The organism is Parasphingomonas halimpatiens, from assembly GCF_036663795.1.
In the GTDB taxonomy this organism is placed as follows: Bacteria; Pseudomonadota; Alphaproteobacteria; order Sphingomonadales; family Sphingomonadaceae; genus Sphingomonas.
The window spans coordinates 125982-152196 of the sequence record NZ_JAXOJP010000009.1; the positions used below are offsets into that span (position 1 = coordinate 125982).

The 26215-nt window shown below is 64.9% G+C and carries 25 protein-coding genes; 7 read left to right on the forward strand and 18 right to left on the reverse strand.

The annotated features are described in order from the left end of the window. Nucleotide 1 precedes the first annotated feature (1 nt). Nucleotides 2-823, reverse strand: a complete 822-nt coding sequence (locus tag U1839_RS11850; RefSeq protein ID WP_332803828.1) for a helix-turn-helix transcriptional regulator — start codon at nucleotides 821-823, stop codon at nucleotides 2-4. Nucleotides 824-941: 118 nt separating this feature from the next. On the opposite strand from U1839_RS11850, the gene U1839_RS11855 reads away from it, so the two are divergent. From U1839_RS11855 to U1839_RS11865, 3 genes are read left to right on the forward strand one after another with little or no spacing between them, the layout of a single operon-like run. Further along, nucleotides 942-1817, forward strand: coding sequence for a beta-keto acid cleavage family enzyme (locus U1839_RS11855; RefSeq protein WP_332803829.1), 876 nt, complete (start codon nucleotides 942-944; stop codon nucleotides 1815-1817). A gap of 34 nt (nucleotides 1818-1851) precedes the next feature. Beyond that, nucleotides 1852-2811 carry an SDR family oxidoreductase gene (locus U1839_RS11860; protein WP_332803830.1) on the forward strand — a complete coding sequence of 320 codons (960 nt, stop codon included), beginning with the start codon at nucleotides 1852-1854 and terminating at the stop codon, nucleotides 2809-2811. Further along, nucleotides 2808-3701 (forward strand): SDR family NAD(P)-dependent oxidoreductase, encoded by an 894-nt coding sequence (locus U1839_RS11865; protein ID WP_332803831.1) that lies wholly within the window; start codon nucleotides 2808-2810, stop codon nucleotides 3699-3701. Before U1839_RS11860 ends, U1839_RS11865 begins: the two co-directional genes overlap by 4 nt. 17 nt (nucleotides 3702-3718) lie before the next feature. On the opposite strand, the gene U1839_RS11870 is transcribed toward U1839_RS11865, so the two are convergent. Beyond that, on the reverse strand, nucleotides 3719-4390 hold the full coding sequence (locus tag U1839_RS11870) for an alpha/beta fold hydrolase (RefSeq protein WP_332803832.1): 672 nt from the start codon (nucleotides 4388-4390) through the stop codon (nucleotides 3719-3721). 65 nt (nucleotides 4391-4455) lie between these two features. Next, nucleotides 4456-5859, reverse strand: a complete 1404-nt coding sequence (gene ligM / locus U1839_RS11875) for a vanillate/3-O-methylgallate O-demethylase (RefSeq protein ID WP_332803833.1) — start codon at nucleotides 5857-5859, stop codon at nucleotides 4456-4458. Nucleotides 5860-6008: 149 nt separating this feature from the next. On the opposite strand from ligM, the gene U1839_RS11880 reads away from it, so the two are divergent. Further along, on the forward strand, nucleotides 6009-6407 hold the full coding sequence (locus U1839_RS11880) for a VOC family protein (RefSeq protein WP_332803834.1): 399 nt from the start codon (nucleotides 6009-6011) through the stop codon (nucleotides 6405-6407). A 3-nt stretch (nucleotides 6408-6410) separates the two neighbouring features. Here U1839_RS11880 and U1839_RS11885 read toward each other — a convergent pair whose 3' ends face one another. The 8 genes from U1839_RS11885 to U1839_RS11920 form a co-directional block, all read right to left on the reverse strand. Next, the gene (locus tag U1839_RS11885; RefSeq protein WP_332803835.1) at nucleotides 6411-7175 is read right to left on the reverse strand and encodes a glutathione S-transferase family protein; all 765 of its coding nucleotides are present in this window, start codon (nucleotides 7173-7175) and stop codon (nucleotides 6411-6413) included. A 9-nt stretch (nucleotides 7176-7184) separates the two neighbouring features. Continuing rightward, complete coding sequence (locus tag U1839_RS11890; RefSeq protein ID WP_332803836.1) at nucleotides 7185-7934, reverse strand: SDR family NAD(P)-dependent oxidoreductase; 750 nt, start codon at nucleotides 7932-7934, stop codon at nucleotides 7185-7187. Next, nucleotides 7931-8803 carry an amidohydrolase family protein gene (locus U1839_RS11895; protein ID WP_332803837.1) on the reverse strand — a complete coding sequence of 291 codons (873 nt, stop codon included), beginning with the start codon at nucleotides 8801-8803 and terminating at the stop codon, nucleotides 7931-7933. The genes U1839_RS11890 and U1839_RS11895 overlap by 4 nt, the downstream gene beginning before the upstream one ends. 22 nt (nucleotides 8804-8825) lie before the next feature. Continuing rightward, complete coding sequence (locus U1839_RS11900) at nucleotides 8826-10982, reverse strand: PQQ-dependent dehydrogenase, methanol/ethanol family (RefSeq protein WP_332803838.1); 2157 nt, start codon at nucleotides 10980-10982, stop codon at nucleotides 8826-8828. Between the two features lie 28 nt (nucleotides 10983-11010). Then, nucleotides 11011-12573 (reverse strand): class I adenylate-forming enzyme family protein, encoded by a 1563-nt coding sequence (locus tag U1839_RS11905; RefSeq protein WP_332803839.1) that lies wholly within the window; start codon nucleotides 12571-12573, stop codon nucleotides 11011-11013. Between the two features lies 1 nt (nucleotide 12574). After that, entirely contained in the window at nucleotides 12575-13324 is a 750-nt protein-coding gene (locus U1839_RS11910) for a glutathione S-transferase family protein (RefSeq protein WP_332803840.1), read from the reverse strand. Next, complete coding sequence (locus tag U1839_RS11915) at nucleotides 13321-14100, reverse strand: glutathione S-transferase family protein (protein WP_332803841.1); 780 nt, start codon at nucleotides 14098-14100, stop codon at nucleotides 13321-13323. Before U1839_RS11915 ends, U1839_RS11910 begins: the two co-directional genes overlap by 4 nt. Nucleotides 14101-14216: 116 nt before the next feature. Continuing rightward, nucleotides 14217-16724 (reverse strand): TonB-dependent receptor, encoded by a 2508-nt coding sequence (locus U1839_RS11920; protein WP_332803842.1) that lies wholly within the window; start codon nucleotides 16722-16724, stop codon nucleotides 14217-14219. 227 nt (nucleotides 16725-16951) lie between these two features. Between U1839_RS11920 and U1839_RS11925 the strand changes: the two genes are divergently transcribed. Beyond that, nucleotides 16952-17743 (forward strand): CmcJ/NvfI family oxidoreductase, encoded by a 792-nt coding sequence (locus U1839_RS11925; RefSeq protein ID WP_332803843.1) that lies wholly within the window; start codon nucleotides 16952-16954, stop codon nucleotides 17741-17743. Here the strand turns inward: U1839_RS11925 and U1839_RS11930 are convergent. Continuing rightward, nucleotides 17740-18654, reverse strand: coding sequence for an SDR family NAD(P)-dependent oxidoreductase (locus U1839_RS11930; RefSeq protein ID WP_332803844.1), 915 nt, complete (start codon nucleotides 18652-18654; stop codon nucleotides 17740-17742). The genes U1839_RS11925 and U1839_RS11930 overlap by 4 nt on opposite strands. Nucleotides 18655-18722: 68 nt before the next feature. Between U1839_RS11930 and U1839_RS11935 the strand changes: the two genes are divergently transcribed. Further along, nucleotides 18723-19433, forward strand: coding sequence for a nuclear transport factor 2 family protein (locus tag U1839_RS11935; protein ID WP_332803845.1), 711 nt, complete (start codon nucleotides 18723-18725; stop codon nucleotides 19431-19433). Beyond that, nucleotides 19433-20770 carry an MFS transporter gene (locus U1839_RS11940; protein ID WP_332803846.1) on the forward strand — a complete coding sequence of 446 codons (1338 nt, stop codon included), beginning with the start codon at nucleotides 19433-19435 and terminating at the stop codon, nucleotides 20768-20770. Before U1839_RS11935 ends, U1839_RS11940 begins: the two co-directional genes overlap by 1 nt. Nucleotides 20771-20788: 18 nt before the next feature. Here the strand turns inward: U1839_RS11940 and pobA are convergent, their stop codons facing one another. From pobA to U1839_RS11970, 6 genes are all read right to left on the reverse strand, one after another. Further along, nucleotides 20789-21952, reverse strand: coding sequence for a 4-hydroxybenzoate 3-monooxygenase (gene pobA / locus U1839_RS11945; protein WP_332803847.1), 1164 nt, complete (start codon nucleotides 21950-21952; stop codon nucleotides 20789-20791). After that, on the reverse strand, nucleotides 21949-22890 hold the full coding sequence (locus U1839_RS11950) for a Gfo/Idh/MocA family oxidoreductase (RefSeq protein ID WP_332803875.1): 942 nt from the start codon (nucleotides 22888-22890) through the stop codon (nucleotides 21949-21951). Before U1839_RS11950 ends, pobA begins: the two co-directional genes overlap by 4 nt. Nucleotides 22891-22966: 76 nt before the next feature. Then, nucleotides 22967-23863, reverse strand: a complete 897-nt coding sequence (locus U1839_RS11955) for a class III extradiol dioxygenase subunit beta (protein ID WP_332803848.1) — start codon at nucleotides 23861-23863, stop codon at nucleotides 22967-22969. Between the two features lie 2 nt (nucleotides 23864-23865). Then, nucleotides 23866-24276 (reverse strand): protocatechuate 4,5-dioxygenase subunit alpha, encoded by a 411-nt coding sequence (gene ligA, locus U1839_RS11960; protein WP_281125238.1) that lies wholly within the window; start codon nucleotides 24274-24276, stop codon nucleotides 23866-23868. Continuing rightward, the gene (locus tag U1839_RS11965; protein WP_332803849.1) at nucleotides 24273-25292 is read right to left on the reverse strand and encodes an amidohydrolase family protein; all 1020 of its coding nucleotides are present in this window, start codon (nucleotides 25290-25292) and stop codon (nucleotides 24273-24275) included. Before U1839_RS11965 ends, ligA begins: the two co-directional genes overlap by 4 nt. After that, complete coding sequence (locus tag U1839_RS11970) at nucleotides 25289-26179, reverse strand: NAD(P)-dependent oxidoreductase (RefSeq protein ID WP_332803850.1); 891 nt, start codon at nucleotides 26177-26179, stop codon at nucleotides 25289-25291. Before U1839_RS11970 ends, U1839_RS11965 begins: the two co-directional genes overlap by 4 nt. Between the last annotated feature and the right edge of the window lie 36 nt (nucleotides 26180-26215).

Sequence of the window (26215 nt, forward strand, 5' to 3'; positions counted from 1 at the left end):
GCTAGCGGACGTTTTCCGCCAGTTGTGCGAGATGGTCGGCGCTTGCCTTGTCGAGGGGCGCGAACAGCAGCAGTCGTTGCCCTGGCGCGCCCTCGACGACGTAGGATGAATGCCAGAAGCCGATGTCGCCGACGCCGGGCATGAGCGCGGTGTTGACGTGTTCGAAATACGGAAGGATCTCGGATTCCTTCCAGCATTCGCGGAACAGTTCAGACTTATCCATCATCTCGGCGATGATCTCGTCGAAGATTTCCGGCTTCGAGGTGCGGCTATAATCCCATTTGAACCGGGCGACGAGGCGGTGTGCCATCTCGCGGAAATGTGCGCTGTCGGTGCGATAGCGATCGTCGAGCATCAGAATCTTGAACAGGTTGCGCTCGCTGCGCGGCAGCGGGCCATAGTCGCGAAAGGCACGGGCGACGAGTGCGTTCCAGCCGATCACGGTCCAGTCCTCAATGATCACCAGCGCGGGAATCGACAGGCTGTCCATCATGTGCTGCGTCGCGGGGCGGATATCCTCGTCGGTCTGCGTCTCGAGCGGCGGGGGGCGATGCTGCGCCAGCGCAAAGAGGAATTCGCGCTCGTTGCTGTCGAGCCGCAGCGTTCGGCCCAGGCGCTCGATCATCGGCACCGACAGCTGGACATCGCGGCCCTGCTCGAACCAGGTGTACCAGGTGACGCTCATGCCAGCGAGCGCGGCGACCTCTTCGCGGCGCAGCCCCTTGGTGCGTCGGCGCTCGCCGACCGGCAGGCCGACATCGGCGGGGGACAGTCGCGCCCGGACCGACTTAAGAAAACGGGAGAGTTCTTCGCTTCGCGCCATGGCTTATCCAGTTACTCCCAATGATGGCACAGCGAACCGTCTAGTCCGATCGAACGGCTTCTGCGACTCCCGATTGCGTAGCGCGAGCCGGTGTCCCGCTCGCCATAGGAGAGTAAGCGTGGCCGACAAGGTCTTTATTACCTGTGCCGTTACGGGCAGTTCCCCGATCCCCAACCATCCCAATTTCCCGTTCCGGCCCGAACATGTGGCGGCGGAAGCGCTTGCCGCGGCGGAGGCGGGCGCGGCGATCATTCACCTGCATGTGCGCGATCGCGAAACGGGCGTGCCGAGCCAGGCGCTGGATGATTATCGCGAGGTTGTCGGCCTGATCCGGGCGAAGAACGACGCGGTGATCCTCAACGTCACCACCGGCCCGGGCTGCACCTGGATGCAGAGCGAGGAGGATCCGGCGGTTGCCGGGCCCGGCACGCTGATGTTCACCGCCGAACGCCGGCTCGAGCATATCCTCGACCTCAAACCCGACATGTGCACGGTGGACATCTGCACCATGCAATTATGGGGCGGCGTGGCGATCAATCTCGATCCGATGATCACCCGCATGGGGCACATGATCCAGGATGCGGGGGTGTTGCCTGAGATCGAATGCTTCGAGGCGGGTGATTTCGTGTTCGCCGACGACCTGATGGCGAAGGGCGCGCTTCCGACGAATGCGCCCTATTCCTTCGTGCTGGGCACAAAATACGGGTTGCCGGCGACCCCCGAGGCGATGATGTACAGCAAGAACCAGTTGCCGCGCGGCGCGCTTTGGACCGGGTTCGGCGTCAGCCGCCACTCCTTCCCGATGGCGGCGCAGGCGGTGCTGCTCGGCGGCAACATTCGCGTCGGGTTCGAAGACACGATCTTCCTGCGTCGTGGCCAGCAGGCTGCCGACAATGCGGATCTGGTCCGCTGGGGTGTCGACCTGGTCGACCGCCTGGGTGGGGACATCGCCAGCGTCGAGGAGACGCGCAAGATGCTCGGGCTCAAACACTAAGCGACGCGTACACATCATAAGGGAGAGGAAAATCATGGCCCATGAGGCTGCACCAGGCACGGCGCCGATGGCGGACGTGACCGGCAAGACCGCGTTCATCACCGGCGGCGCGAACGGCATCGGGCTGGGTATCGCCCGCGCGCTCGTCAAGGCGGGCGCGAATGTCGTGATCGCGGATATTCGCGAGAGTTCGCTGGCCGAGGCGAAGGCGTCGCTTGGCGCGGACGAGCAAGTCGAGACGGTACAACTCGACGTGACCGATCGCGCCGGTTTCGCGCGTGCCGCCGACCAGGCGGAGGCGCGCTTCGGCAAGATCCACCTGCTGATCGGCAACGCTGGCGTCGGAATCATGGGCCCGATCGTCGACGCGCGCTACGACGACTGGGACTGGGCGATGGGGGTGAATTTCGGGGGCGTGATCAACGGCCTCGTCACCATCCTGCCGCGCATCAGGGCGCATGGCGAGGGCGGGCAGATCGTGACGACCTCGTCGCAGTCGGCGCTCGTGCCGATCTCCTTCTCGGCGACCTATACCGCAGCAAAGGCGGCGGTGCTGGGCCTGTCCGAAGCAATCCGCGGCGAACTGGCGGCCGAGAATATCGGCGTCTCGGCGTTCATGCCCGGGCCGGTGCAGAGCAACATCGCCATGTCGGGCGAACTGCGCCCCGACGAATTCAAGGCCGACAGCGGCTACCGCGCGCGGGAGGAGGAATTGGGCAAGCGAGCCGTATCGCCGCTGTGGATGTCGGCCGACGAAGTGGGCGAGCGCGTGCTTGCCGGCATTCGCGCCAACGACCTCTACATCCTGACGCATCCCGAATTCGCCGCGGGGATGCGCACGCGCTTCGATGCGATCCTCGCCTCGATGCCCGACGAAGAGATCAACCATGAACGCGCCGAGGCGATCGGCTTTTTGCTGCGCAACAAGGAGTTCGAGGACCAGCTGGCGCGGCGCACCGCGACGCCCGTTACGCTGCCGGAGAAGGTGGCATGACGAAGGTCGCAGGGCGTACCGCCTTCATTACCGGGGGCGGCTCGGGCGTGGCGCTGGGCCAGGCCAAGGTCTTCGCCGAGGCCGGCTGCAAGGTCGCCATCGCCGACATCCGCCAGGACCATCTCGACGAGGCGATGGCCTATTTCGCCGGCACCGAGCACGAGGCGATGGCGGTGAAGCTCGATATCACCGATCGCGCCGCCTATGCCGCCGCCGCCGATGCGGTGGAGGCCAGGCTTGGGCCGGTCGAGCTGCTGTTCAACACGGCGGGGGTATCGATCTTCGGGCCGCTGCAGAAGGCGACCTATGACGATTGGGACTGGCAGCTGAGCGTCAATGTCGGTGGCGTGATCAACGGCATCCAGACCTTCGTCCCGCGCATGATCGAACGCGGCAATGGCGGTCATATCGTCAATACCGCCTCGATGTCGGCCTTCGTCGCGCTAAAGGGCACGGGAATCTATTGCACCTCGAAGATGGCGATCCGCGGCCTATCCGAATGCCTCGCGCTCGACCTTGCCGAGCATGGGATCGGCGTGTCGATGCTGTGCCCCGGTGCGGTCAACACCAACATCCATGAGGCGGTACTGACGCGGCCGGCGCATCTGCAGAACACTGGTTACTACGGCGCCGACCCGCAAATGTTCGCGCACCTGAAGCGTGTCATCTCGGTCGGCATGGAGCCGGAAACGCTCGCCCGCTATGTCCTGAAAGGCGTCGAAGACGACCAGCTCTACATCCTGCCTTACCCCGAGTTCCGCGGCACGCTTGAGGAAATCCACGAACGCGTGATGACCGCGCTCGCGAACCCCAAGGACGATCCGGAATATGAGGCGCGGGCGGCGCATGGCGTGCCCGGCGGGCAGAAGAAGGAGCCGGTGGATGGCTGAGGAGCCTGTCGGTCAGGCTATCCGGCCTGGGCCAGCAGCATGGCCAGCAACTGTTCGGGTTGATCGGCCATGACGTTGTGGGTCGCATCGGCGCGGTGGACCTCCCAGGCGGGGTCCGCCGCGACCGTGGCGTGGAAGCCGGCGAATGGCGTGGGCTGCCAGCTTTCGGCGAAGACATAGACGCGCCGGGGCACCTTCGCCTCCTCGCCAGAAAAGCGCACTGGTTCGATCAGCGTCAGCAACGGATGGCGACCGACGTCGACACCGGTGACGCCGGGCAGCGGCCCGACCAGGCCGGGCGTATCGCGTTGCGCGTCGATATAATGGCGATGTTCGAAGTCGCCGGTGATGTCCCAGAGCGACTGGCCATCCGCCGGCAGGAACGCGTCGATGTAAACCAGCGCGTCGATCCGCGCGCCCAGCCTGGTCGCAACGCCGGTCACGACCATGCCGCCATAGCTGTGCCCGGCGAGCACGAAGCGATCGAACCCCGCCGCCTCGATCTGCTCGATGACGTCGGCGACGTGGCGTGAGAGGTCGATCGAGGGAGAGAGTTGGTCCGCGCGGGTGCCGAGCCCGGTCAGCTCGGCAACGACGACGCGGTGCCCGGCGGCGCGCAGTTCGTCCGCCAGCCTTGCATAGGCCCGCACGCTGCCCCAGGCGCCGTGAACGAGGACATAGTCGGTCATGTTCGCCTCACTGCGTTGCCAGCCGTAACGTGCCGGGCAGCGTGACGCTGCCCGGCGTTATCGGCTCACGCCGGCTGCGTCGTGCGCCAGCCTTCCTGATAGGTTTCGCGGGCAACGCGCGAATAGGGGATCGAGCTTACGATCGCGCGCACCTCGAGCTGCTTGTGCGGCTCGACCGTCGTCTTGCGCGTGCCGCCATTGGGCTCGCCCCACACCACCTTGACCTCGCTGCCGACCTCGATCGACGGATCGATCGTCGCGAGGCTGAGCGCGCTCTTCTCGTTGAAGCTGTAGCCGGTGAACATCGACACGCCGACTTCCTTGCCCGACGCGTCCTTGACCACGTCGTAGTTTGACGAGGCATAATTGGCGAGCGGTAGGTCGAAGAACTTGTACTGCTCGCCATCGGGGTCGAACAGCGAGGCGAAGATCTTCGCCATGTCATCGGGGTTCCAGGCCAGCGTGACCTTCTTGCGCTGCGCGGCGGGATCGATCGCCTCCAGCGCCTCGCGGCCGTGGAAATCGTGATCGAACTTCACGAACGGGCCGTAACCCAGCTCCCACGGATTGAGATAATAGTCCTCGATTTTCTCCGAGACGAAGCTGCCGCCGATCGAGCCGGTCGCCTCATAGCTGTCGGCGCCGAGCCACTCGCGATACGCCTTGAGCTTCTCGCCGGTGTAGATGGCGGGGAGCGGGGAGGGGATCCAGCCCGATTCGAGCGTGTTCGACGGATAGGCGCGGCTGCCGCACGGCACGATACCGAACTCCTTGCCTGCCTCGAGGATGGCGGCGCGGATTTCCTCCTGCTCGTCATAGGGGCCCCAGATCTCCAGACCCGGCGCGCCCGACATGCCGTGACGCAGCGTGCGAACCTTGCGGCCGGCGATGTTCATCTCGCTCATGTTGAAGAATTTGAGCTGTTCGAGCGGGCCGCCGTGGAGCTTCTCGATGATCGACCAGGCGTTGGGGCCCTGGATCTGGAAACGCCAGTTGATGCGCTTCACCGGCTTGCCCATCGGGCGCGACGGGCTGCGATCGTCCTTGACGATCTCGACGTCGTAGCCGCCGGTCTCGGCCTGGAACATCAGCCAGTTCGCCGCCGGCGCGCGGCCGACATAGACGAATTCCTGCTCGGCCAGCCAGAAGATGATGCCGTCGCCGATGACATGGCCATAGGGCGTGGTCGGCACATATTGCTTGGCCTTGTTGACCGTCCAGCCCTTGGGCGAATTGATCATCGTCTCGGTCAGCAGCTTGAGCGCGTCGCGGCCGCGGATGAACAGGTCGACCATGTGGTGCGACTGGTCGAACAGGACGGCGCTATGCTGCCAGGCCCATTGCTCGCTGCGCCAGTTGTGAAATTCGGCCGCCACGACCGGATAGACATAGGCGCCGAGTTGCGAGTTGCGCAGCATTTCGACGGGATTGCCCGCCGCGTTCAGCACCGATTCGAGATTGCTTGCCATCGATCATCTCCCTTGTACGCCTCACAGCCGTTTCCCGGCGGTGAGCAAAGCCTGTGGGCTCCTCATAGAATAAGTTGTATGCGACGCAAACGAATATCATGGGGTGCGTCCGTGCGGCACGACACCTCGCGTCGAGGAGAGATGATGACATGACGGTGGAAGCGCTCGACCATATCAACATCGTGACGACGGATCTCGACCGCGCGGAAGGCTTCTACCGCGATCTGCTCGCGCTCGACTCGCGCCCCGCGCCGCCGCCGCTGACGCATGAAACCGCCCGGTGGATGTACGATAGCAGCGGGCGTGCCGTGCTGCACCTGAACGCGCTCGATGCGCCAAGGCTGATGGATCGCGATATGGCGCCCGGTCCGACCGGCGCGCTGCACCATGTCGCGTTCCGTTGCGTCGGGCGCGACGCGGTGGTCGCGCGCCTGATCGCGATGAAGCTCGACTATTGCTGCAACGAGGTGCCGCCCGCCGGGTTGCGGCAGCTCTTCGTGAGCGACCCCGATGGCGTGGTGCTCGAACTCAACTTCTTCGGCGCGTAGCGCTCAGCGAGCGTGGCCGGACCAGGTGCGCAGGCCGGGCTCGGTATGGTCGGGCATGGCAAGCGCAATTTGCATCGCCGGGCGCGCGGTAACCCGGTCGCGCCATGCGACCAGCCTGGGGAAGCGCGTCGCCACCGCCATTTCGGGGAACATCCGCTCGACCATCATGCCGCAATGCGCATAGAAGTTGATGTCGGCGAGCGTATAGCTTTCACCCGCCAGCCATGGCGTGGCCACGAGCTGGGTTTCGACCTTGTCGAGCGCGTACTCGATCTTGGCGGTGGCATTGGTCAGTTGCTCGTCCGAGAAGCCCGATCGCGCGGCTTTCCACTTTGCGCGCTGATCGGGCAGCGGGATGCGCGCCATCATTTCCTCGAAGTCGCCGCTCTCGATCTTGCGCGCGATGATGCCGACCATGCGGTGCCAGCCATGCATCGAGACATGGTTCATGACATGCTCGTCGACGAACTTGTTCCAGTAGCGCATCCGCGCATTGCCCTGTGGCGTGTTGGGGCGGAGCGGCGGCGCATCGGGAAAGGCATCTTCGAGATATTCGTTGATGACCGTGCTGTGCGTGACGATTAATCCATCGTGATCGAGCACGGGCACTTGGCCTTCCGGATTGATCGCGACGAACCACGGCTCATGCTGCTCGAACTTGTGCAGGTTGACGTACACGCTCTCGAACGCGAGCTCCTTCTCGAACAACGGTGCCATCGATTTCAGCGAATTGGCGAGTGGCTCGGCGTGATAATATGTGAGCGCCATGGCGTGGTCCTAGACGGTGAGCGTGTTGAGGATGCCGCCATCGACCGCCCATGACTGGCCGGTGACGTGGCTGGCAGCGTCGGACAGCAGGAAGGCGGCGACCTCTGCCACCTCCTCCGGCCGGCCGGTGCGGCCCTGCGGGGTGCGCGCGTTCATCGCGGCGAGCGCGCCTTCGCCGAGGTTGGCGAGCATCTCGGTTTCGATGAAGCCGGGCACGATGCAATTGGCGCGGACACCGTGCGGCGCGGCCTCGATCGCCGCCGCGCGCACCAGGCCGAGCACGCCATGCTTGGAGGCGACATAGCCCGGATTGTGCGCCATGCCCCGCTCGCTGGCGAGGCTGCCGGTCACGAGGATCGCGCCGCGCCGCCGCGCCATCATGCCGGGCAGGACGTGCTTCATCGCCCAGAAGGGCGCAAGGAGGTTGGTCCGCAGCACGGCTTCGAAGACGGCGTCGTCATAGTCGCTGAACGGCGCGAAGGCGCCGCCCGTGCCCGCGTTGGCGAACAAGCCATCGATGGGACCAAATGCCGCTTCGGCGGCGGCGAATGCTGCAAGTAATGCTGCACGGTCGGACACGTCGGCGGGTGCAGCAAAGGTCTCGCCGCCGGCGACATTGCGTACCGCCTCGATCGCGTCGGCGCGGCGTGCGATCAGCGATACCTTGGCGCCGCGCGCGGCGAGCAGGAGGGCGGTCGCCCGGCCGATCCCCGACGATGCGCCGGTCACGACGATATGGCGACCGGCGAGGCCGGTCATCCGAGACCCAGCACGCGCACCGCGTTGTCCTTCATGATCAGCGGTAGCACCTCGTCGCGGAAACCCGCTTCCTTGGCGGCGTCGATCCACTTCTCGGGGCGGATCAGTGGCCAGTCGGAGCCGAACATCATCTTATGCTTAAGCTGGGTGTTGGCGTACTGGATCACCTGCTTCGGAAAATATTTCGGCGACCATCCCGACAGGTCGATGAAGACATTGTCCTTGTGCAGCGCCATCGACAGGCTCTCGTCGGTCCACGGCCAGCTCGGATGCGCCAGGATGAACTTCATGTCGGGGAAATCGACCGCGACATCGTCGATCAGGATCGGCTGGCCATATTTGAGCCGCAGGCCACCGCCGCCGGGCATACCGGTTCCCATGCCCGAATGGCCGGTGTGGAAGATCGCCGGCAGCTTGTGTTCGGCGATCACCTCATAGATCGGATAGGCCATGCGGTCTGCTGGGTGCGCATCCTGCGCGATGCCATGGAACTTGAAGCCCCTGACCCCGTAATTCTCGACCAGATCGCGCGCCTCGCGCGCGCCGAGCTTGCCCTTGTGCGGATCGATCGAGGCGAAGGGGATGACGATATCGTCATTCTGCGCAGCGATCTCAGCGACTTCGTAATTGCTGATCCGCTTGGTGCCCATGCCGCATTCGGCGTCGACCGTGAACAGGCAGAAGGCGATGTTGCGTTCGCGATAATAAGCGATTGTCTCGGGCATCGTCGGGCGCTTGCGGTCGGCCTTGAAATAGGTCGAGGCCGCGTCGAAAAACTTCGCCATGACCGGGTCCTCGGGGTCGTGGCACGACACCTCGGCATGGACATGGACGTCGATCGCGGCGATCTTGGAGAGGTCGATCGGCATTTTCCTGATTTCCTGACGTCGCTTAGCGGGCCGCGGGCTTGGTGCGCAGTTCGAGCGCCTTGTCCTCGTTGGCCCGGCTGATGAGATATTGCCTGATCGCCTCGGCATCGGCGGCGGTCAACGCCGACTTGAACGAGACCATGCCGTTCTCGTGCAGGGCCCCGTCGATGACCACCGAGCGGATCGCTTCCGCCGCATTGAGCGCGCCGGAATGCCGGAGATCGGGGTTGAGCCCGCCGGCCACCGCGGCATCGCCGTGGCACACATTACAGTAGCGGCCGTAGAGTTGCCCGCCGCGCGCGACTTGCTGGGGCGTTCCCCGGAACGCGGGCGGATCGAGCACGAGCTTGGTCATCGGTTGGGCCGGGGGCAGGGCGCCCTTGGCGCCGAGCTTGAAGACCAGCAGCCGACTGATGTTGCGCGTCGCGCCCGATTTGCGCGCAAGCACGCCGGTGGCGATGTCCCAGACACCGCCCCAGCCGGCGAGGACCGCGACATATTGCTGGCCGCCAATGGCATAGGTCATCGGCGCTGCGATGATCCCGGTCTGGGCGGGGAAGGACCACAGCCTGCTGCCCTTGTCGGCGCTATAGGCGACGAACTGCCCCTCCGCATTGCCCTGGAAGACGAGATTGCCGGCGGTGGTCAGCGTGCCGCCATTCCACGGGCCGACCTGCGGCACCGTCCAGCGGACTTTTCCGGCGACCGGATCCCAGGCGATCAGCGCGCCCGTCGTCACCTTCATCGCTCCGGCTTGCACATCGGCATTCGCGGGCATCGCGGTGGCCGCTCCATCGATCGCGGTCTGGAAGCCGATATCCGACGGCTTCCAGTCCTTCGCTGCCGCATAAGGGAAGCCGGCAATGTTGGCGGGAAGATAGACCAGGCCGGTCTTCGGGTTGAAGCTCATCGGTTGCCAGCTATGCGCTCCGCCGGCGCCGGGCAGGCCGATGAACGGTGTCGCCGCCTTCTCGTAGCGCGCTGCGGGGTTGATCGTGGGACGACCGGTCTTGGAGTCGAACGCTGACGCCCAGTTGACCGGGACGAACGGGTTGGCGGAGATGAATTGTCCGCTCTTCGCGTCAATCACGTAGAACACGCCGTTCTTGGGAGCGTGGAGCAACACGCGGCGTTGCTGGCCGTTGATGGCCAGGTCGGCGACGGTGATCTGGGCGTCGCTGTCGAAGTCCCAGCGATCCTCCGGCGTCTCCTGGAAATGCCAGACATAGGCGCCGGTGTCGGCATTCACGGCAACGATCGACGAGGTATAGAGACTGTCGCCGGTCCGCCCGGTCGGTGCCGGGTTCCATGGCTCGGCATTGCCGGTGCCGAAGAAAACGAGGTTGAGCTGGGGATCGTAGGTGATCGAATCCCACACGGTGCCGCCGCCGCCCAGCTTCCACCATTCCCCGGTCCAGGTCTTGGCCGCGGCCTCCATCGCCTTGTTCTCGAAGCCATCGGCCGGGTTGCCGGGTACGGTGTGGAAGCGCCACGCCTCGGCGCCGGTTTCGGCGTCGAACGCCGCAAGATAACCACGCGCCTTGTATTCCGCCCCGCCGCTACCGATCAGCACCCGCCCCTTGACGATGCGCGGCGCGCCGGTGATCGAATAGTCGGTTTGATTGGGGACAACGACCTTCTCCCACACGACCCGCCCGGTCGCCTGATCCAGCGCAACCAGTCTGCCGTCGAGCGTGCCGACATAGAGTTTGTCGCCATAGAGCGCGACGCCGCGGTTGACCGCATCGCAGCATGCACGTGCCAGCGTGTCGCGCGGCACCTTGGGGTCGTAGGACCATTTTGCCTTGCCGGTGGCGGCGTCATAGGCCTTGACCATGCTCCACGCGGTCGAAACGTAGAGCGTGCCATTGTGCATCAGCGGCGTGGCTTCCTGCCCGCGCGCGGTTTCGAGGTCTGCCGACCACGCAAGGCCAAGTTGGCCAACGCTGTCGCTGCTGATCTGGGTCAGTGGCGAGAAGCGCTGTTCGCTATAATCGCGACCGTAGCTCAGCCACTCGCTGCTTTCTGGTGCGGCGATCGCGGTGTCGGTCACGCCGCTCTTCGCCAATGTCGCGGCAGCGGGGCCGGACGGGTCGGTGGCATGACAGGCAGCCAGAGCCAAAGCGAACACGCTGCTCGCCATCAGTGCAGCGCCAGGTCGCCCCGTCGTTCGCATCATCCTCAACATCCTCTCGTCCCGTACCTGTTCAGTTCACCAGCCGGTCACCGCGCCAATAATCAGCGCGCAATGCCTTCTTGTCCATCTTGCCCGTCGGTGTTCGGGGGATAGCATCGACAAAGGTGACGGTTTTAGGTGCCTTCACGCCACCCAGTCGCGCCTTGGCATGGGTGATGATGGCCTCCGCCTCGATCGCGTCCGCGACGACGATCGCGTGGACCGCCTCGCCCCATTTGTCGTGCGGAATGCCGATTACCGCGCATTCGCGCACGTGCGGCAACTCCGTGATCGCGGCTTCGACCTCGGCGGTGAAGACGTTGAAACCGCCCGTCACGACCATGTCCTTCTTGCGATCGACGATATAGTAGAAGCCATCCGCGTCACGGTAAGCGACGTCGCCGGTATGGTGCCAGCCGAACAGACGCGCTTCGGCCGTCGCCTCGGGCATCTCGAAATATTCCTTCGACACCAGCACGCCACGTACGACGATCTCGCCGCGTTCGCCATCGGGCAGCAAATTGCCCCCATCGTCCATGATGCCGATTTGCACCGATCGCGTTGCGCGGCCGCAACTTGCCAACCGTTCGGGATGCTCGCCGCGCGCCGCGGCTGCGACGACTTCGGGCGGGAGCCATGTCGTGATCATCGGGGATTCGACCTGGCCATAGGCCTGGCACATGCACGGACCGAAGACCGTGACGGCCTGGCGCAGCTTTTCGGGCGACACAGGCGAGCCGACGAGGATGAAATAGCGCAATGATGAAACGTCCTGCCGACCGAGTTCGGTGGATCCGAGCAACCCGTAAAGCGCGGTTGGCGGCAGATACATGTGAGTCACGCGATGCTCCGCGATCGCCTGCAGCACCTTGTCCGCGTCGAAGCCGGGGAGGATGACCTGCGTCGCGCCGAGCGCCATCGTGCCAAGTGCGACCGGCCCGGCGGCATGGGTGACCGGCGCGACGACGAGCGAGACCGGGTTCCCGACATCGCCACCAACCGCCGCGCCCAGCGTCTCGAGCATTGTTCCCCAGCCAAGGTTGGTCACGACCACGCCTTTCGACGGTCCGGTCGTTCCGCCGGTCGGAAACAGGCCGACGACCCCATCAGGCGCGCCGAAGGGATCGGAGAAATCAGGCAGCGGCGTGGCAGGCGCAGCGGCGATGAATTGGTCGAGCGAGGGGTCATCGCCCATCGGTTGGTCGAGGCAGACAAAGTGGGCCAATGTCGGGCTGCGTTGGCGCAACACCGCCACGTCCCCGGCCATGCTCGAATGATAGAACATCCAGCCGCAACGCACATAGGAAAGGTACGCCGCGTTCGCGTCGATCGCGTTGCGGGTGTTGACCGGCACCCACTGGCCGTTGGCGCGCCAGATCGCCAGCAGCGCGACCATGATCGCGGCGCTGTTGGGGCCGTAGAGCGCGACCGGCTGCTGGTTGGTGAAACCTGCGGCATACATCGCGGCGGCGACCCGCTCGGTCAGCGACTTGACCTCGGCGAACGTCAGACGTTCGCCGTTGGCCACGTCGATAAGCGCGGTACGGTCGGGGTCGAGATCGTGCCCCCGGTCGAAATAGTCGATCGAGCGCATCTCAGCCCCAGCGATTGATTTCAGGGCCCGGCGCCCAGACAGTTTCAGGCGCGGGCGCAGTTGCAAGGGACAAGGCGCGCGTGACCGAAGGTCTGGCCTTCACCCGGTCGAGCCATGCCGCCGTCCGCGGACGCGAGACGAACGCTTCGGGGGCCAGCCGCGGCATCCCGGCCAGCCAGGCGTAGCTTTCGAGATCGGCGACGCTGAAATCATCCATCAGCCACGCACGGCCGTCGGCCAGCTGCGCCTCGACCTTGTCGATACCTTGCGCGATCTTGCTGCGGCTGTCGTCGAGCTTGCCCGGGTCGAAACGTCCTTCGACCGCATCGCGCCAGCGATCCGCCAGGTCGATGCTGGCGATGCCCGCCGGGACGGCCCGTGGCGGGGCGTGGCTCAGCCCGAGATAGGCGGCGGCCGGTGCGATGCGCTCGATGACATAGCGGCACCACGCCATCGTCTGCCACCGGGCATAGGGATCGGCGGGCCGTAGCGGCGCGCCTGTGCCGATATCGTCGAGGTAGCAGGCGATGAACACGCTATCGGCCATTGGCGTGCCGTCAACGACGAGCACAGGGCCTTCGCCCTCGATCGACTGATCGACCTCCATGGCGCGCGGCACGGTGCCGCCATGGCGCTCGCCGGCGGCAAGATCGATCCGCGCGAGCGTCAGGTCGACCTGCTTTTCGAACGCGGCGGCGAGCACGGTGAGCGACGGGCCATTTGGCTCGCCGTGGAAAAGGATCGTGGTCATGCCGGCTCGCTTTCCAGGATCTTCACGCGTTTCGCCATGTCGGTGCGGCCCATCGCCCAGCACGCCCGCGTGGCCGGACGGGCATAGATAGCGCGCAGCCAGCGCATGATGTTGGGCGTGAGCTCGTCGTTCGAGAGATGCGGCTGCGACAGCGGCAGCGCATAGCCAAGGTTGAAACCATTGATGTCGGCAAGACTGTAGCTGGGCGAGGCGAGCCATTCGCGCTTGCCGAGCGCTTCTTCGAGCAAGCCGATGCCGAGCGCGACACGACGCTGCGATTCAGCCATCTCCTCGGGCGAGAAGGCACCGCTGATCGCCTTGCGCCAGGCGACGCGCCGTTCTGCCATGGGGATCCGTTCGATCGCGGCGTCGAGTTCTGCCGGATCGCGTTGTCGTACCGACGGCCCGACGAACACGCTCCAGCCGATCATCGAAAAGCTCGGCGCGAGCCACTGGTCCATGAATTTCATCCACCAGCGCACCCGCCAGCGATCGACCGGATCGTCCGGCATCAGTCGCGGGCCGGCAAAGGCCTCATCGACATATTCCATGATCGCGGTGGATTCGGTCAGCACGCGGTCGCCATGCGTCATGGCGGGGATCGTCCCCAGTGGGTTGATCGCCAGATAGTCGGGCTTGTGCTGGTCGAAGTTGAGCAGGTCGAGATAGTGGCTATCGAAGGCGACGCCCTTCTCGAACAGCGTAAGCATTGGTTTGCCCGAATTGGCGTTGGGCTCCCAATGATAGAGCGTAACGCGATCGGTTTCGGCGGTCATTCGGGGGTATCGCCTTTGGTCTGCCGGCAACGCGGCCGGTGGGCGCCTGAGTTACCGGGGCAAAAGGGGGGCGGCCGATAAGGGCCGCCCCGTCCGATCGCCTGGATAGTGGGTGGTCAGAACTTCTTCTTGATCGAGATCGAGAACTCCTGCGGCGTGCCCGGCCGACCCTTGCGGAAGCCCGCGCCGGCGCCGCGCAGATCGAAGATCGTCAGCAGGTAATATTTGTTGAAGAGGTTGCTCGCCGCGAAGGAGACGTCGAGATTCTGGTCGGCATTGGTCCATGTCAGCCGCGCGTTCGCCAGCGTGTAGGACGGGATGAAGTTCAGGAAGCGGGTCCCGCTGATGACGGTCGGGCCGGTATATTGCTTGTCCTGATAGTTGACGTCGAAGCGCGGCGTCAGACTCCCCGCATTACCCAGGTCGATCTTGTACTGCGCACCGAACGTCGCCTTCCACGGCGGGACGGTCGTGGGATCGTTCGGCAGAATGCCGCCGGTATTGGTGGGATAGGTCGCGGCCGGGTTCAGCGAGTTCGGGTCATAGGCGAAGGTTAGGTAGCTGAGCGACGCATCGATCGAGAGACCGGGAACCGGGAACGCCGTCAGTTCGGCCTCGAACCCCTTGATGGTTCCGGCGCCGGCGTTCAGGCGCGCGGCGCACGGCGCATCCGGGCACGTGCTGACCGGGATCTGGATATCCTTGTATTTGTTGATGAATCCGGACATGTTGAAGCGCAGCTTGCGGTCGAACAGATCCGCCTTGAAACCGACCTCATAAGCGTTCAGTTGCTCCGGCGCGAACGGGATGACCTGCTTGGTGTTGAATGGCCGCGGGTTGCTGCCGCCACCCTTGAAGCCCGTCGAGAAGGAGGCGTAGACCAGCAGTTCGGGCGAGAAACGATAGTCGATTGCCGCGCGATAGTCGAAGCGCTTGGCCTTGTATCGCGCCGTCAGTCCGGACAATGCGGTGACCGTAGTAGTCGCTGGGTTGTGATCTGCATCCAAAGGATCGGGACCCGAATAGCCGATGCCGTAGGCAGCGCCGACGGGATCGAGAAATGCGTTGACCGTTCCGTTGTAGTTCAGACGGTAGTAAGTCTGTTGCTTCGATTCATCTGTATAGCGGATGCCGCCGCTCAACGTCATGCCGGTGATTGGTTCCCAGGACAGGTGGGCGAATACCGCCTTGGCATCGGCAGCCGTCGGGTCGGGCTGCCGGAACTGAAGCGGATAGACCGGGACATAACGGATGTCCTGGATCGAATCGTAGACCGACTTCTGTTTGAAATAATAGCCGCCGAGCGTGAAATTGAGCGTCGAGGCAAGCTTCACATTGGCGCGGAGCTCCTCGCTGAAGCTCCAGTTGGTCAGGTGATTCTCGCCGAAGCCGTTACTTGCCGGCGAAAGATCGTCGTCGGAATCGAACCGCGTATCGAACGCCCGATAGCCGGTGATCGACGTGATCGCGATCGCTTCGTTGAGTTGGTAGTTGATCTGCCCCGATACGCCCCACCCATTGTACAGGCTGCGATCGGTGCCGGAGGTCGCGGCGAGCGGGGTGCCCGTCGCGTGGAACGGATCTCCCGGGATCGGGGTCACCCAGGTGCCGGCGGGCTGGCCCGTGGTAATGTAGTTGCAATAGGCGCCGCAGATGAAGCGGTTGTCATAGGGAACGCCCGGGGCAGCGTTCACATTGGACGTGTTGAGTGTCGAGGTTGCGAGCAGCACCTCGCCGGCGATCGTGTGCTCGTCATGCGTGTAATCGCCGATGAGGTTGACCTCAAGCGCGTCGGTCGGCTGCCAGCGGAGCATGCCGCGGATCGCCTGATAGCCGACGCCTCCCAGGCGGCTGATCCGGCAGTCCCCGGGCGACCGGGTCGAGGCGACGCCGCTGCCCGGATTGGCGCAGCCATAGTCGAGACGATCGACGAAGCCGTCCTGCTGCTTGAACACGCCCGAGACGCGGCCGAACAGATTGTTGGTGAGCTTGAAGTCGGCGGCGGCCCGTACGCCGATCATGTGGCGCGAACCGTAGCTCGCCTCGACGAAGCCGCCATTCTCGCCGGTCGGCTTCTTCGAATACATCTTGATCGAGCCGCCTTCCGAGTTCCGCCCGGCGAGCGTGCCCTGCGGACCGCGCAAGATTTCGACGCGGTCGAGGTCGAGCAGGTCGAAAACCGCCCCGGTCAATTGCGGATAATAGACATCGTCGATGTAGATGCCGACGCCGGGCTCATAGGCCGGGTTGAAGTCGTTCTGGCCAACGCCGCGGATCGAGGCGACGATCGACGGGCCGAACGAGGCGCCTTGCGGCTTGAGCGACACGTTCGGTGCTGTGTCGGCGACCTGGGCGAGATCGGTCTGGTTCCTCGCCTCGAGCTGGGCGGCATTGACTGCGGTGATCGAGATCGGCGTGTCCTGCAGCCGCTCCTGCCGGAACTGCGCGGTCACGATGATGTCCTGGGTCGTCGTCTGATCGCTGGCGGCGGCCTGATCGGCCGGCGGTGCGGTCGGCGGCGTCGATTGCGTCTGCGCAAGCGCTGGCGTGGCGAGCAACAGGCTCGACATCGAGGCGGACGCGAGCAAGCGCGTGAACCTACGGGTATGGACAATATGGTGCATCAAAGCTCCTCCCCCATGAATCTGGTAAGCCCGTCCTTTGATGGATCGTGGCTTTTAGCGAGCCGGCCAGTGCCGCCTCGAAGTCAGTAAGACATACGAAAAGGTGGCGGACAAGAAGTAGCGAAACTACCACCATAAGCACTTCCTGCCTTGGCGGATCCCCGATTGCTTGTTGCGGAAATGCTGCGCAGCATTGCTTAGCAGGATCGAGAAGAGGATGGCGTGCGATGGAGGCGGTGATCAATTATGTGGCGCGAGATCAGCCCCGGATGCGCTATTTCGCCAATGATTCCAGTCGGGATACCGTCATTCTGTCGCCAACACCGATGACGATCACCGAGTCGCGTGCCTTGGCGACGTCGCTCGATGCGGAGGGGTTCGCTTTGGTGCCGCACCGCAGCGCGGTTGCAGATTTCGCCGACGCGGCCGACGTCGCAAAAATCCATCCCGACGAGATCGCGTCACTGGTTCGTGACGTCACGGGTGCCGACGCGGTGGTGGTTACGGGCGCCGGTGTGTTGCGATTCGCCGAACGATCGTCCCTGTCGGGGGCGCTCGACAACTCCCGACCCGCGCGCTTTGCGCATGTCGACATCTCGGATGCGACGGCGACGCAGTTCTCCGCCCGGTCGCACCCCGACTCGCGCCAGCCCGCTCGCCGCGTGGCGCATTACAATATCTGGCGCGCGCTCTCCGCCGCGCCGCAGGACGTGCCGCTTGCCCTGTGCGACGCGCGCAGTGTGAGCAAGGGCGACCTGCTACCCGCGGACGCCGTTTTCGATCGCGATGGCGAGGATGTCTGGTCGTTCGAGGGGCTGGTCGTTGCGCATTCGCGGGCCCATCGCTGGCACTGGTTTCGCGATCTGGGGCGCGACGAGGTGATCATGTTCAAGACCAATGATAGCGACCCCGCGCGCGCCCATTCGGTACCGCACGTCGCCTTCGACGATCCGGATTGCCCGGCAGATGTGCCGCCGCGCGCCTCGATCGAGATGCGCGCGATCGCTTATTGGTTCTAGGCAAGGTCGGCGAGGCCGATTGCCTGGCCCGACGCCGCGGCACGCGCGGCCGCGCGCCGTAATCGTTCGATCTCGCGTCGCCCTTCCGGCACAGGCTCGTCGGGCAGCGCGGCGATGCTCGCTTCGTAGATATCGCGGAAATCCTCAGCAAATTCGGGGTGGGTGAAGATCACGGCATCGTTGCGCGTCATGCCGGCAAGGGTCTTCTCGCCGACCTCGAGCGGGTCCATCCCCGCCAGAAAGGCGGTGCCGAATGTCTCCAACTCTTCGCGGTCGACCGCCGCGAAGCCCGAACTCGCATAGTATTCGGGGCGTTTCAGCGCGCTGTCCCAGGCATTGGTGCGGGTCAGGCCGGGGCACATCAGCGAACAGCCGATGCCGTGCGGCGCGAGATTGAAGCGCAGCGATTCGGTCAGCCCGCGAACGGCGAATTTGCTCGCCGTGTAGATGCCCGCCTGTGGCCCCGAGAGATACGCCGCCATCGAGGCGACGTTGACGACATGGCCGCCACGGCCGCTGCGCTTGATGTTCGGCAACAGCGCGACAAGCCCATTGGCAACCCCGCCGAAATTCACGCCCATGATCCAGTCGTAATCGGCGTGGCTGGCTTCGTCGGTCGGCCCGAACACGCTCACACCGGCATTGTTGACGAGGATATCGAGCCGCCCGAAATGCGCGTCGATCTCCTCGGCGACCTCGGCGAAGCGTTTGCGATCGGTCACGTCGAGCTTCAGAAAGAGCGGCGCTTCATGGCCGGAATCGGCAAACCAGCATGCCGCTGCGTCGCGGTGGTTCTCGTCGCGATAGGATAGTGCCAGACGCATCCCCGCCTGTCCGAACACGCGCGCGATTCCGAAACCGATTCCCGAAACCCCGCCGGTGACGAATGCCACCTTGCCTTGCCAGGTCATGATTTTCCCTCTCGCCATGAGCCATTTATTTGTTAGTCTCGCATACAAATATATCAGGAGTAGGGATGATGCCAAAAGCGGTTTCGACGCTTGAGGAGCGTTTTGATGCGCTGGAGCAGCGGGTCGGCGAGCTTGAAGATCTCAACGCTATCCGCCGGCTTCACTGGGCCTATGGCTATTACATCGATTTCAACCGGCCCGAGGACGTGGCGCAGCTGTTCGCGGGCGATGGCGTCGTCGTGTTTCTGTCGGGCGAATATCACGGCCATGCCGGCGTCAAACGGCTCTATGGCGACTGGATCGCGGGGCGGTTCACCCAGGGGCGCCCGGGGCCGGTCGACGGACTGGTGCTCGACCACTTCCAGATGCAGGACATCATCACCATCGCGCCCGACCGGCAGACGGCCAAAGGGCGGTTCCGCGGCATGTTGCTGGGCGGCTGGCATGACAGCGTCATCGAACAGAAGCCCGATTTCATGCCGCAGCAATTCTGGGAAGCCGGTATCTATGAAAACGACTATGTCCGTGAGGACGGCGTGTGGAAGATCAAGCGGCTCGATTATATGATGCAGTGGCAGGGGGATTATGAAACCGGCCTCGCCCATACAAAGGCGCACCTCCAGCCGGCAGCGGTGCTTTATCCCGAGGATCCGACCGGGCCGGACGTCATCCTGCCCGCCGCGCAGATCCGTCAGACCTGGCCACATCGGCAGGACGTGCCGATGCATTTCGCCCACCCGCGCTTTGGCGCCGTTCTCGCCGGGCAGGGATCGCGTTGATGTCACTGCCTGATCAGGATGCCGCCATGAACCGCGATCCGCGTACCATTGTCGATGAGTCGCCAATGAGCCGGCTGCAGATCGCCGCCATCGCCATCACGGTCGGGCTCAACGCGCTCGACGGCTTCGACGTGCTGTCGATCAGCTTCGCCGCGCCCGGCATCGCCGCCGAATGGGGCATCGATCGCGCCGCGCTCGGTGTCGTGCTGTCGATGGAACTGATCGGCATGGCGCTGGGCTCGATCTTGCTGGGCGGCGTTGCCGACCGCATCGGGCGGCGGCGGACGATTCTCGGTTGCCTCGTCGTGATGGTATCCGGCATGTTCATGGTGACGACGGCGCGCAGCATCTTCGTGCTGTCGATCTGGCGGGTGCTCACCGGGCTCGGAATCGGCGGGATGCTGGCGGCGATCAACGCGGCGGCGGCAGAGTTTGCGAGCGTGCGCCGCCGCAACGTCGCGCTGGCGCTGATGGTCATCGGCTACCCGATCGGTGCCGTGATCGGCGGCGCCATTTCGTCGGTCCTGCTGAAAGGCGGAGACTGGCGGCTGGTGTTCGAATTCGGTGCGCTGATCACCGCCGGCTTCATACCGCTAGTCTGGTTCTTTGTGCCCGAGCCGGTGCAGTTCCTGATTGCCCGACGCCCGGCAGGGGCGTTGGACCGGGTCAACCGCACGCTGGCGCGGATGGGGCATGGTCCGGTCGTTGCGCTGCCGACACCGACGGCGGAGGAAGATCGCGGGTCAATCGTCGATATCCTGCGGCCGGGGCTGCGCGGCACGACGCTGCTCGTGACGCTGGCCTATTTCGCGCACGTCGTCAGCTTCTACTTCATCCTCAAATGGGTGCCCAAGATCGTCGTCGACATCGGCTATCCGGCGTCGCAGGCGGCGACCGTGCTGGTCTGGGCGAATGTGGGCGGAGCGGTGGGCGGCGCGATCTTCGGCCTGCTCGCGCAGCGCTTTGCGCTCAAGCCGATGACGGTGGCCGTGCTTGCGATGTCGTCGATCATGGTCGCGCTGTTCGGTGCCGCCGGCGTCCGTTCGCTGGGTGGGCTCGCTGCGCTTGCCTGTGCGTCGGGGCTGTTCACCAACAGCGCGTTGGTTGGCCTCTACACGATCTTCGCGCGGGCTTTCCCCACGCATGTGCGCGCGACGGGTACCGGCTTCGTGATCGGCGTCGGACGCGGGGGCGCCGCACTCTCGCCGATCCTCGCGGGTTACCTGTTCGCCGCCGGACTGCCGCTCGCCGGCGTCGCGATCGCGCTGGCGCTGGGCTCGCTGGTGGCGGCGCTCGCTTTGGCCGGGGTCACATTGCGGTTCGAGGGCGCGAAATAGAAAGACCTGAGCGCGCGCTCAGAGCGGCAGGCCGACATAATTCTCCGCAATGGCGGTCTGCATCGCTACCGAATTGGCGACATAGTCGATTTCGGCGACCTGCATACGGTGCTCGAAGCTGCCGTCCTCGGGGAAGCGGTGCATCAGTTTGGTCAGGTACCAGCTGAAGCGCTCCGCCTTCCAGATCCGGGCGAGCGCCCGCGCCTGGTAACCGTCGAGCCCCGACGCATCGCCGCGCGTGGTCGCCGCGATCAGCGCCTCGGCGAGATAGGCGACGTCGGACGCGGCGAGGTTCAGGCCCTTGGCGCCGGTCGGCGGCACGATGTGCGCCGAATCCCCGGCGAGGAACAGGCGCCCGCGCCGCATCGTCTCGAACACATAGGAGCGCAGCGGCGCGATCGATATCTCGAGCGCCGGGCCGCGCACCACAGGGCGTGCGGCGAGCGGCGCGAAGCGACGCGCGAGTTCGTCCCACAGGCGTTCTTCGGGCCAGTCCGCCAGCGGCGTGTCGACCGGGACCTGGATATAATAGCGGCTGCGCGTTTTGGATCGCATCGACGCCAGCGCAAAACCGTCGCTTGTGTTGGCGTAGATCAGTTCGTCATGGCAGGGCGGGACATCTGACAAAATGCCGAGCCAGCCGAACGGATAGACGCGCTCGAATTCCGCACCCGGTCCGATCGCACGGCGCGAGGGACCGTGGAAGCCATCGCAGCCGGCGACGTATGCGCAATCCGCCCGCTGTGCCACGCCGTCCTTGGTCCAGGTCACGAACGGGGCGTCGCCATCGATATCATGGATCGCCACATCGCTTGCCTCGAAGACGATATCGAGACCACGACCCGGCGCCGCGTCGATCAAGTCCCGCGTCAGCTCGGTCTGGCCATAGACGGTGACATGCTGCCCGGTCAGCCTGGCGATATCGATGCGGATGACCTGGTCGTCGGTGGCAAGATTGAACCCCGCCTCGACGAGCCCCTCGCTGTCGAGCCTGGCGTCTATGCCCAATTGGCGGAGCAGGTCGGTTGTGACGGTTTCGAGGACGCCGGCGCGGATGCGACCTTCGACATGCGCGCGGGACTGGCGTTCGACGATCAGGCAATCGATCCCCGCCGCCCGCAACAAATGGCCGAGCAGCAGCCCGGCGGGTCCGCCACCGATAATCGCGACCTGCGTCTTCATGCGTTGAGCTGCTTCTCGAGCTGGTCGAGCACGCGGTAACAGGGCAGCACCTGCGCGACCGAGCTGTTGGGCTCGCGCCCCTCGAGGATCGCCGCGACGAATTCGCGGTCCTGCAACTCGATGCCGTTGTTCGAAACCGCGACGCCGGTCAGGTCCATCGGCTCTTCCTTGCCCGTGACCAGATCGTCATAGCGGGCGATCCAGGTGCCGTTGTCGCAGATGTAGCGGAAGAAGGTGCCGAGCGGCCCGTCATTGTTGAACGACAGGCTCAGCGTGCAGATCGCGCCGCTCTCGGCCTTGAGCTGGATCGACATGTCCATCGCGATGCCGAGTTCCGGATGGATCGGTCCCTGCAACGCGTTCGCCGCAACGATCGGTCCGGCCTGATAGGCGAACAGGTCGACAGTGTGCGCCGCGTGATGCCAGAGTAGATGGTCGGTCCAGCTCCGCGCTTCGCCTTTGGCGTTCATGTTCTTGCGCCGGAAGAAATAGGTCTGGACGTCCATCTGCTGGACGTTCGCCTCGCCGCTGGCGAACTTGCGGTGCAGATATTGGTGGCTCGGGTTGAAGCGCCGCGTGTGCCCGACCATCGCGACGAGGCCCGTCTCCTGCTGCTTCGCCAGCACCGCCTCGGCCTCGGCGAGGCTGTCGGCCAGTGGAATCTCGACCTGGACGTGCTTGCCCGCTTCGAGGCATTGCAGCGCCTGCGCGGCGTGCATTTGCGTCGGCGTGCACAGAATGACCGCATCGACATCGTCGCGCGCCAGGCTGTCGGCAAGGTCGGTGCAGGCGTGTCCGATGCCATATTTCGCGGCGACCGCCTGGGTCGGCTCAAGCCGGCGGCCGACCAGACTGGTCACCGTGACGCCATCGATCTTCTTCAGTCCGTCGAGATGCTTCTCGCCGAAAGCGCCGGCCCCTGCCAGCGCGATACGCAGGGTCATGATCGGAAGTCCTGTCTGTGAAGGTGCCCCGCCTCGCGGCGGGGCCGGGTTAGGTTGACGGCAGGTGCCGCTATTCGGCCGCGATGGCCTGATCGGCATCGCTGCCGGTCATGTCATATCCCTCGCCATTGTCGGGGCGGAGCACGAGATGACCGATCGCGGTGTTGCTGCACGGCACATGATAGTGGCGATGCAGCGCGCGGGTACGCTTGCCCATCGCGCCGCGCATGATCAGCCACATGACCATCTCGATGCCCTCGGAGCCGGTCTCGCGCAGATATTCGATGTGCGGGATACGCCGCAGATGGTCGTCCTCGCCGATCAGCCCGTCGAGGAACATATTGTCCCATTCGCGATTGATCAGGCCGGCGCGCGGCCCCTGAAGCTGGTGGCTCATGCCGCCGGTGCCCCACACCTGGACGTTCAGATCTTCCTCGAAGCTCGCCACGGCGCGCGCGATCGCCTCACCGAGCGCCCAGCAGCGATTGCCCGAGGGCGGCGGATAGGTAACGACATTGACCGCCAGCGGGATGACCTTTGTCGGCCAGGCGTCGGGCGCGCCGTACATCATCGTCAGCGGCACGGTGAGGCCGTGGTCGACGTCCATCTCGTTGATGATCGTCATGTCGAATTCGTCGAGGATCAGGCTCTGCGCGATGTGCCAGGCGAGGTCGGGATGCCCCTCGACATCGGGTACCTGGCGCGGCCCCCAGCCTTCGTCGGCCGGCTTGTAGGACTCGGCGCACCCGATCGCGAAGGTCGGGATGATCTTCATGTCGAACGCCGAGGCATGGTCGTTATAGACCAGGATCACGACGTCCGGCTTTTCGGTCTTTTCCCATTCGCGGGTCCAGTCGTACCCGGCGAAGATCGGACGGAAATAGTCGTCTGCGTCCTTGCCCGTGTCTGCGGCGACCCCGAGCAGCGGGACGTGGCTCGAAGCCACGCCGGCGGTGATGCGTGCCATGTCTATCGGCCCTCTTTGATCGAGCGCTGGCCCTCGGGCGAACGTCCGCCCGCGACCATCATCTTGGTGTAGTCTGCGAAATTCATGTCGGTCATCGTCGACACCGCCTGCGCGAAACTCTGCCCATCGGTGGAGAAGACCTTGGCGAGGAAATAGACGTTGCCGCCGAGATCGAGCAGCCGGTTATAGTCGCGCTTCAGCAGCGCATCCTTCTGCTCGGGCGTCAGTTTCCACTCGTCGAGATAGGCGCTTTCGTCGGCGCGGAAGCGCTGGCGATTCTCGTCCTTCATCAGGCTCATCGCGCACTGGTTGAGATGATAGCCCTGGCGCGCGCGCTTGGCGGTGAAGACGCGGGTGCCGGGAATGTCCTCGAACTCGGCGAGATATTGGTGGATGTCGCGGGGGCCGGTCACTTGCCTCTCTCCTTCAACTTGGCATCGAGGCGGGGAAAGACCCGACGCGCATTGCCTTCGTATATCGCGTGGCGTTGTTCGTCGCTGATCGGCAGCGCGTCGACATAACGCTTGGTGTCGTCGAAATATTGCCCCGTGGTCGGGTCGATGCCGCGCACCGCACCGACCATCTCGCTGCCGAACAGGATGTTCTTGGTGTCGATCACGTCGGTGAGCAGGTCGATACCGGGCTGGTGATAGACGCAGGTATCGAAATACACGTTGTTCATCACATGACCGTCGAGCGCCGGCTTTTTGAGCATGTCGGCCAGGCCGCGATAGCGACCCCAATGATAGGGCACCGCGCCGCCGCCATGTGGGATGATGAAGCGCAGGGTCGGGAAGTCGGCGAACAGATCGCCCTCGATCAGCTGCATGAAGGCGATCGTGTCGGCGGCGATGTAATAGGCGCCGGTCGCATGGAGCCCGGGATTGCACGATCCCGAGACGTGGATCATCGCCGGCACGTCGAGTTCGACCATCGCCTCGTAAAAGGGATACCAGAATTGATCGGTGAGGGGCGGGGCGGTGAAGTGCCCGCCGCCCGGATCGGGGTTGAGGTTGCAGCCGATGAAACCGAGTTCCTCGACACAGCGGCGCAGCTCGGCAATCGAGCCCGCCATGTCGGCCTTGGGGTTTTGCGGCAGCATGCACACGCCGGCAAAGATGTCCGGATAGAGATCGACGCAGCGCCGGATCAGGTCGTTGTTGGCGCGCGCCCATGCCGTGGCAACGCCCTCGTCGCCGACATGCGGCGCCATCGCCGAGGCGCGCGGGCTGAAGATCGTCATGTCCGCGCCGCGTTCGCGCAGCAGGCGCAGCTGGTTCGCTTCCAGCGTCTCGCGGATCTCGTCGTCGGAGATCGTGGGGTAAAGGGGCGCTGCGGCTCCAGCCTTGAACGCGGCCTTCTGCGCCTCGCGCCAGTCGTTATGCGCCGCCGGTGCGGTCGTGTAATGGCCGTGGCAATCGATGATCATGCGGCTTGCTCCCTCGCAGCGGCGGACGGTTGCGGGCTGTTCCCCAAGGCGGCGAGCTTGCCGTCGAGACCGGCAGCGGGCGCGAGGTGGCGTTCTCCGATGTCGCGTTGCCGGGCGACCGTGCCGCGCGTCATGGCGGCGCCGGTGCCGAGCGCGTCGAGCGTCTTGACGACCTCCTCCATCTCGGCGGCGCGGCGTAGGCCGTGGACCATCATGCGGTCGAGATTATAGTCGAAGCGACGCGCCCAGTCGGCGCCGGGCCAGCTCGCATCGAGCGAGGCGATCACCGCCTCGCGCACGCCGGCGGCTTCGGCCGCGAGGACGCATTCGGCCGACAGCGCCTCGATCCCCTTGACCATCACCGAACGGATCATCTTGATCGACGAGGCCGCGCCGATATCGCCGGGGACAATGCGCAGATTGCTAAAGCCAAGACTGCCCAGTGCTTTCGCACCTGCCTCGGCATGCGGGCCGGATACGAGCAGCGGGACGTCGCGCCGGGCGGGATGGACGGGCGCCATCACCGCGACATCGACATAACGCGCGTGCGGCGCGACCAGCGCAGCAGCGGCGCGCTTGGTGTCGGGGGCGACGGAATTCATGTCGAGCCACAGCGCGTCGGGCGCGAGGAAGGGCGCGTCGGTGCTGGCGGCGGCGAGCGCCTGGTCGGCGGTGACGAGCGACAGCACGACCCCCGCGCCATCGAGCGCCGCCTCGGCAGTGTCGCAGGCGTTGGCGCCGCATGCGGCGAAGTCGGCAAGCTTGGCCGCGCGCATTGCCGGGTCATCGAGCTTGCGGTCGTAGCCGCGCACGCTGCGCACCGGCCCGCCATCGGCGAATGCCATGCCCGCCTCGCCGAACCCGATGAAGGTGATGCCGCTCTCCATGCTCGCGGCGCTACCGGGCGAGGGTGCGGCGATGCC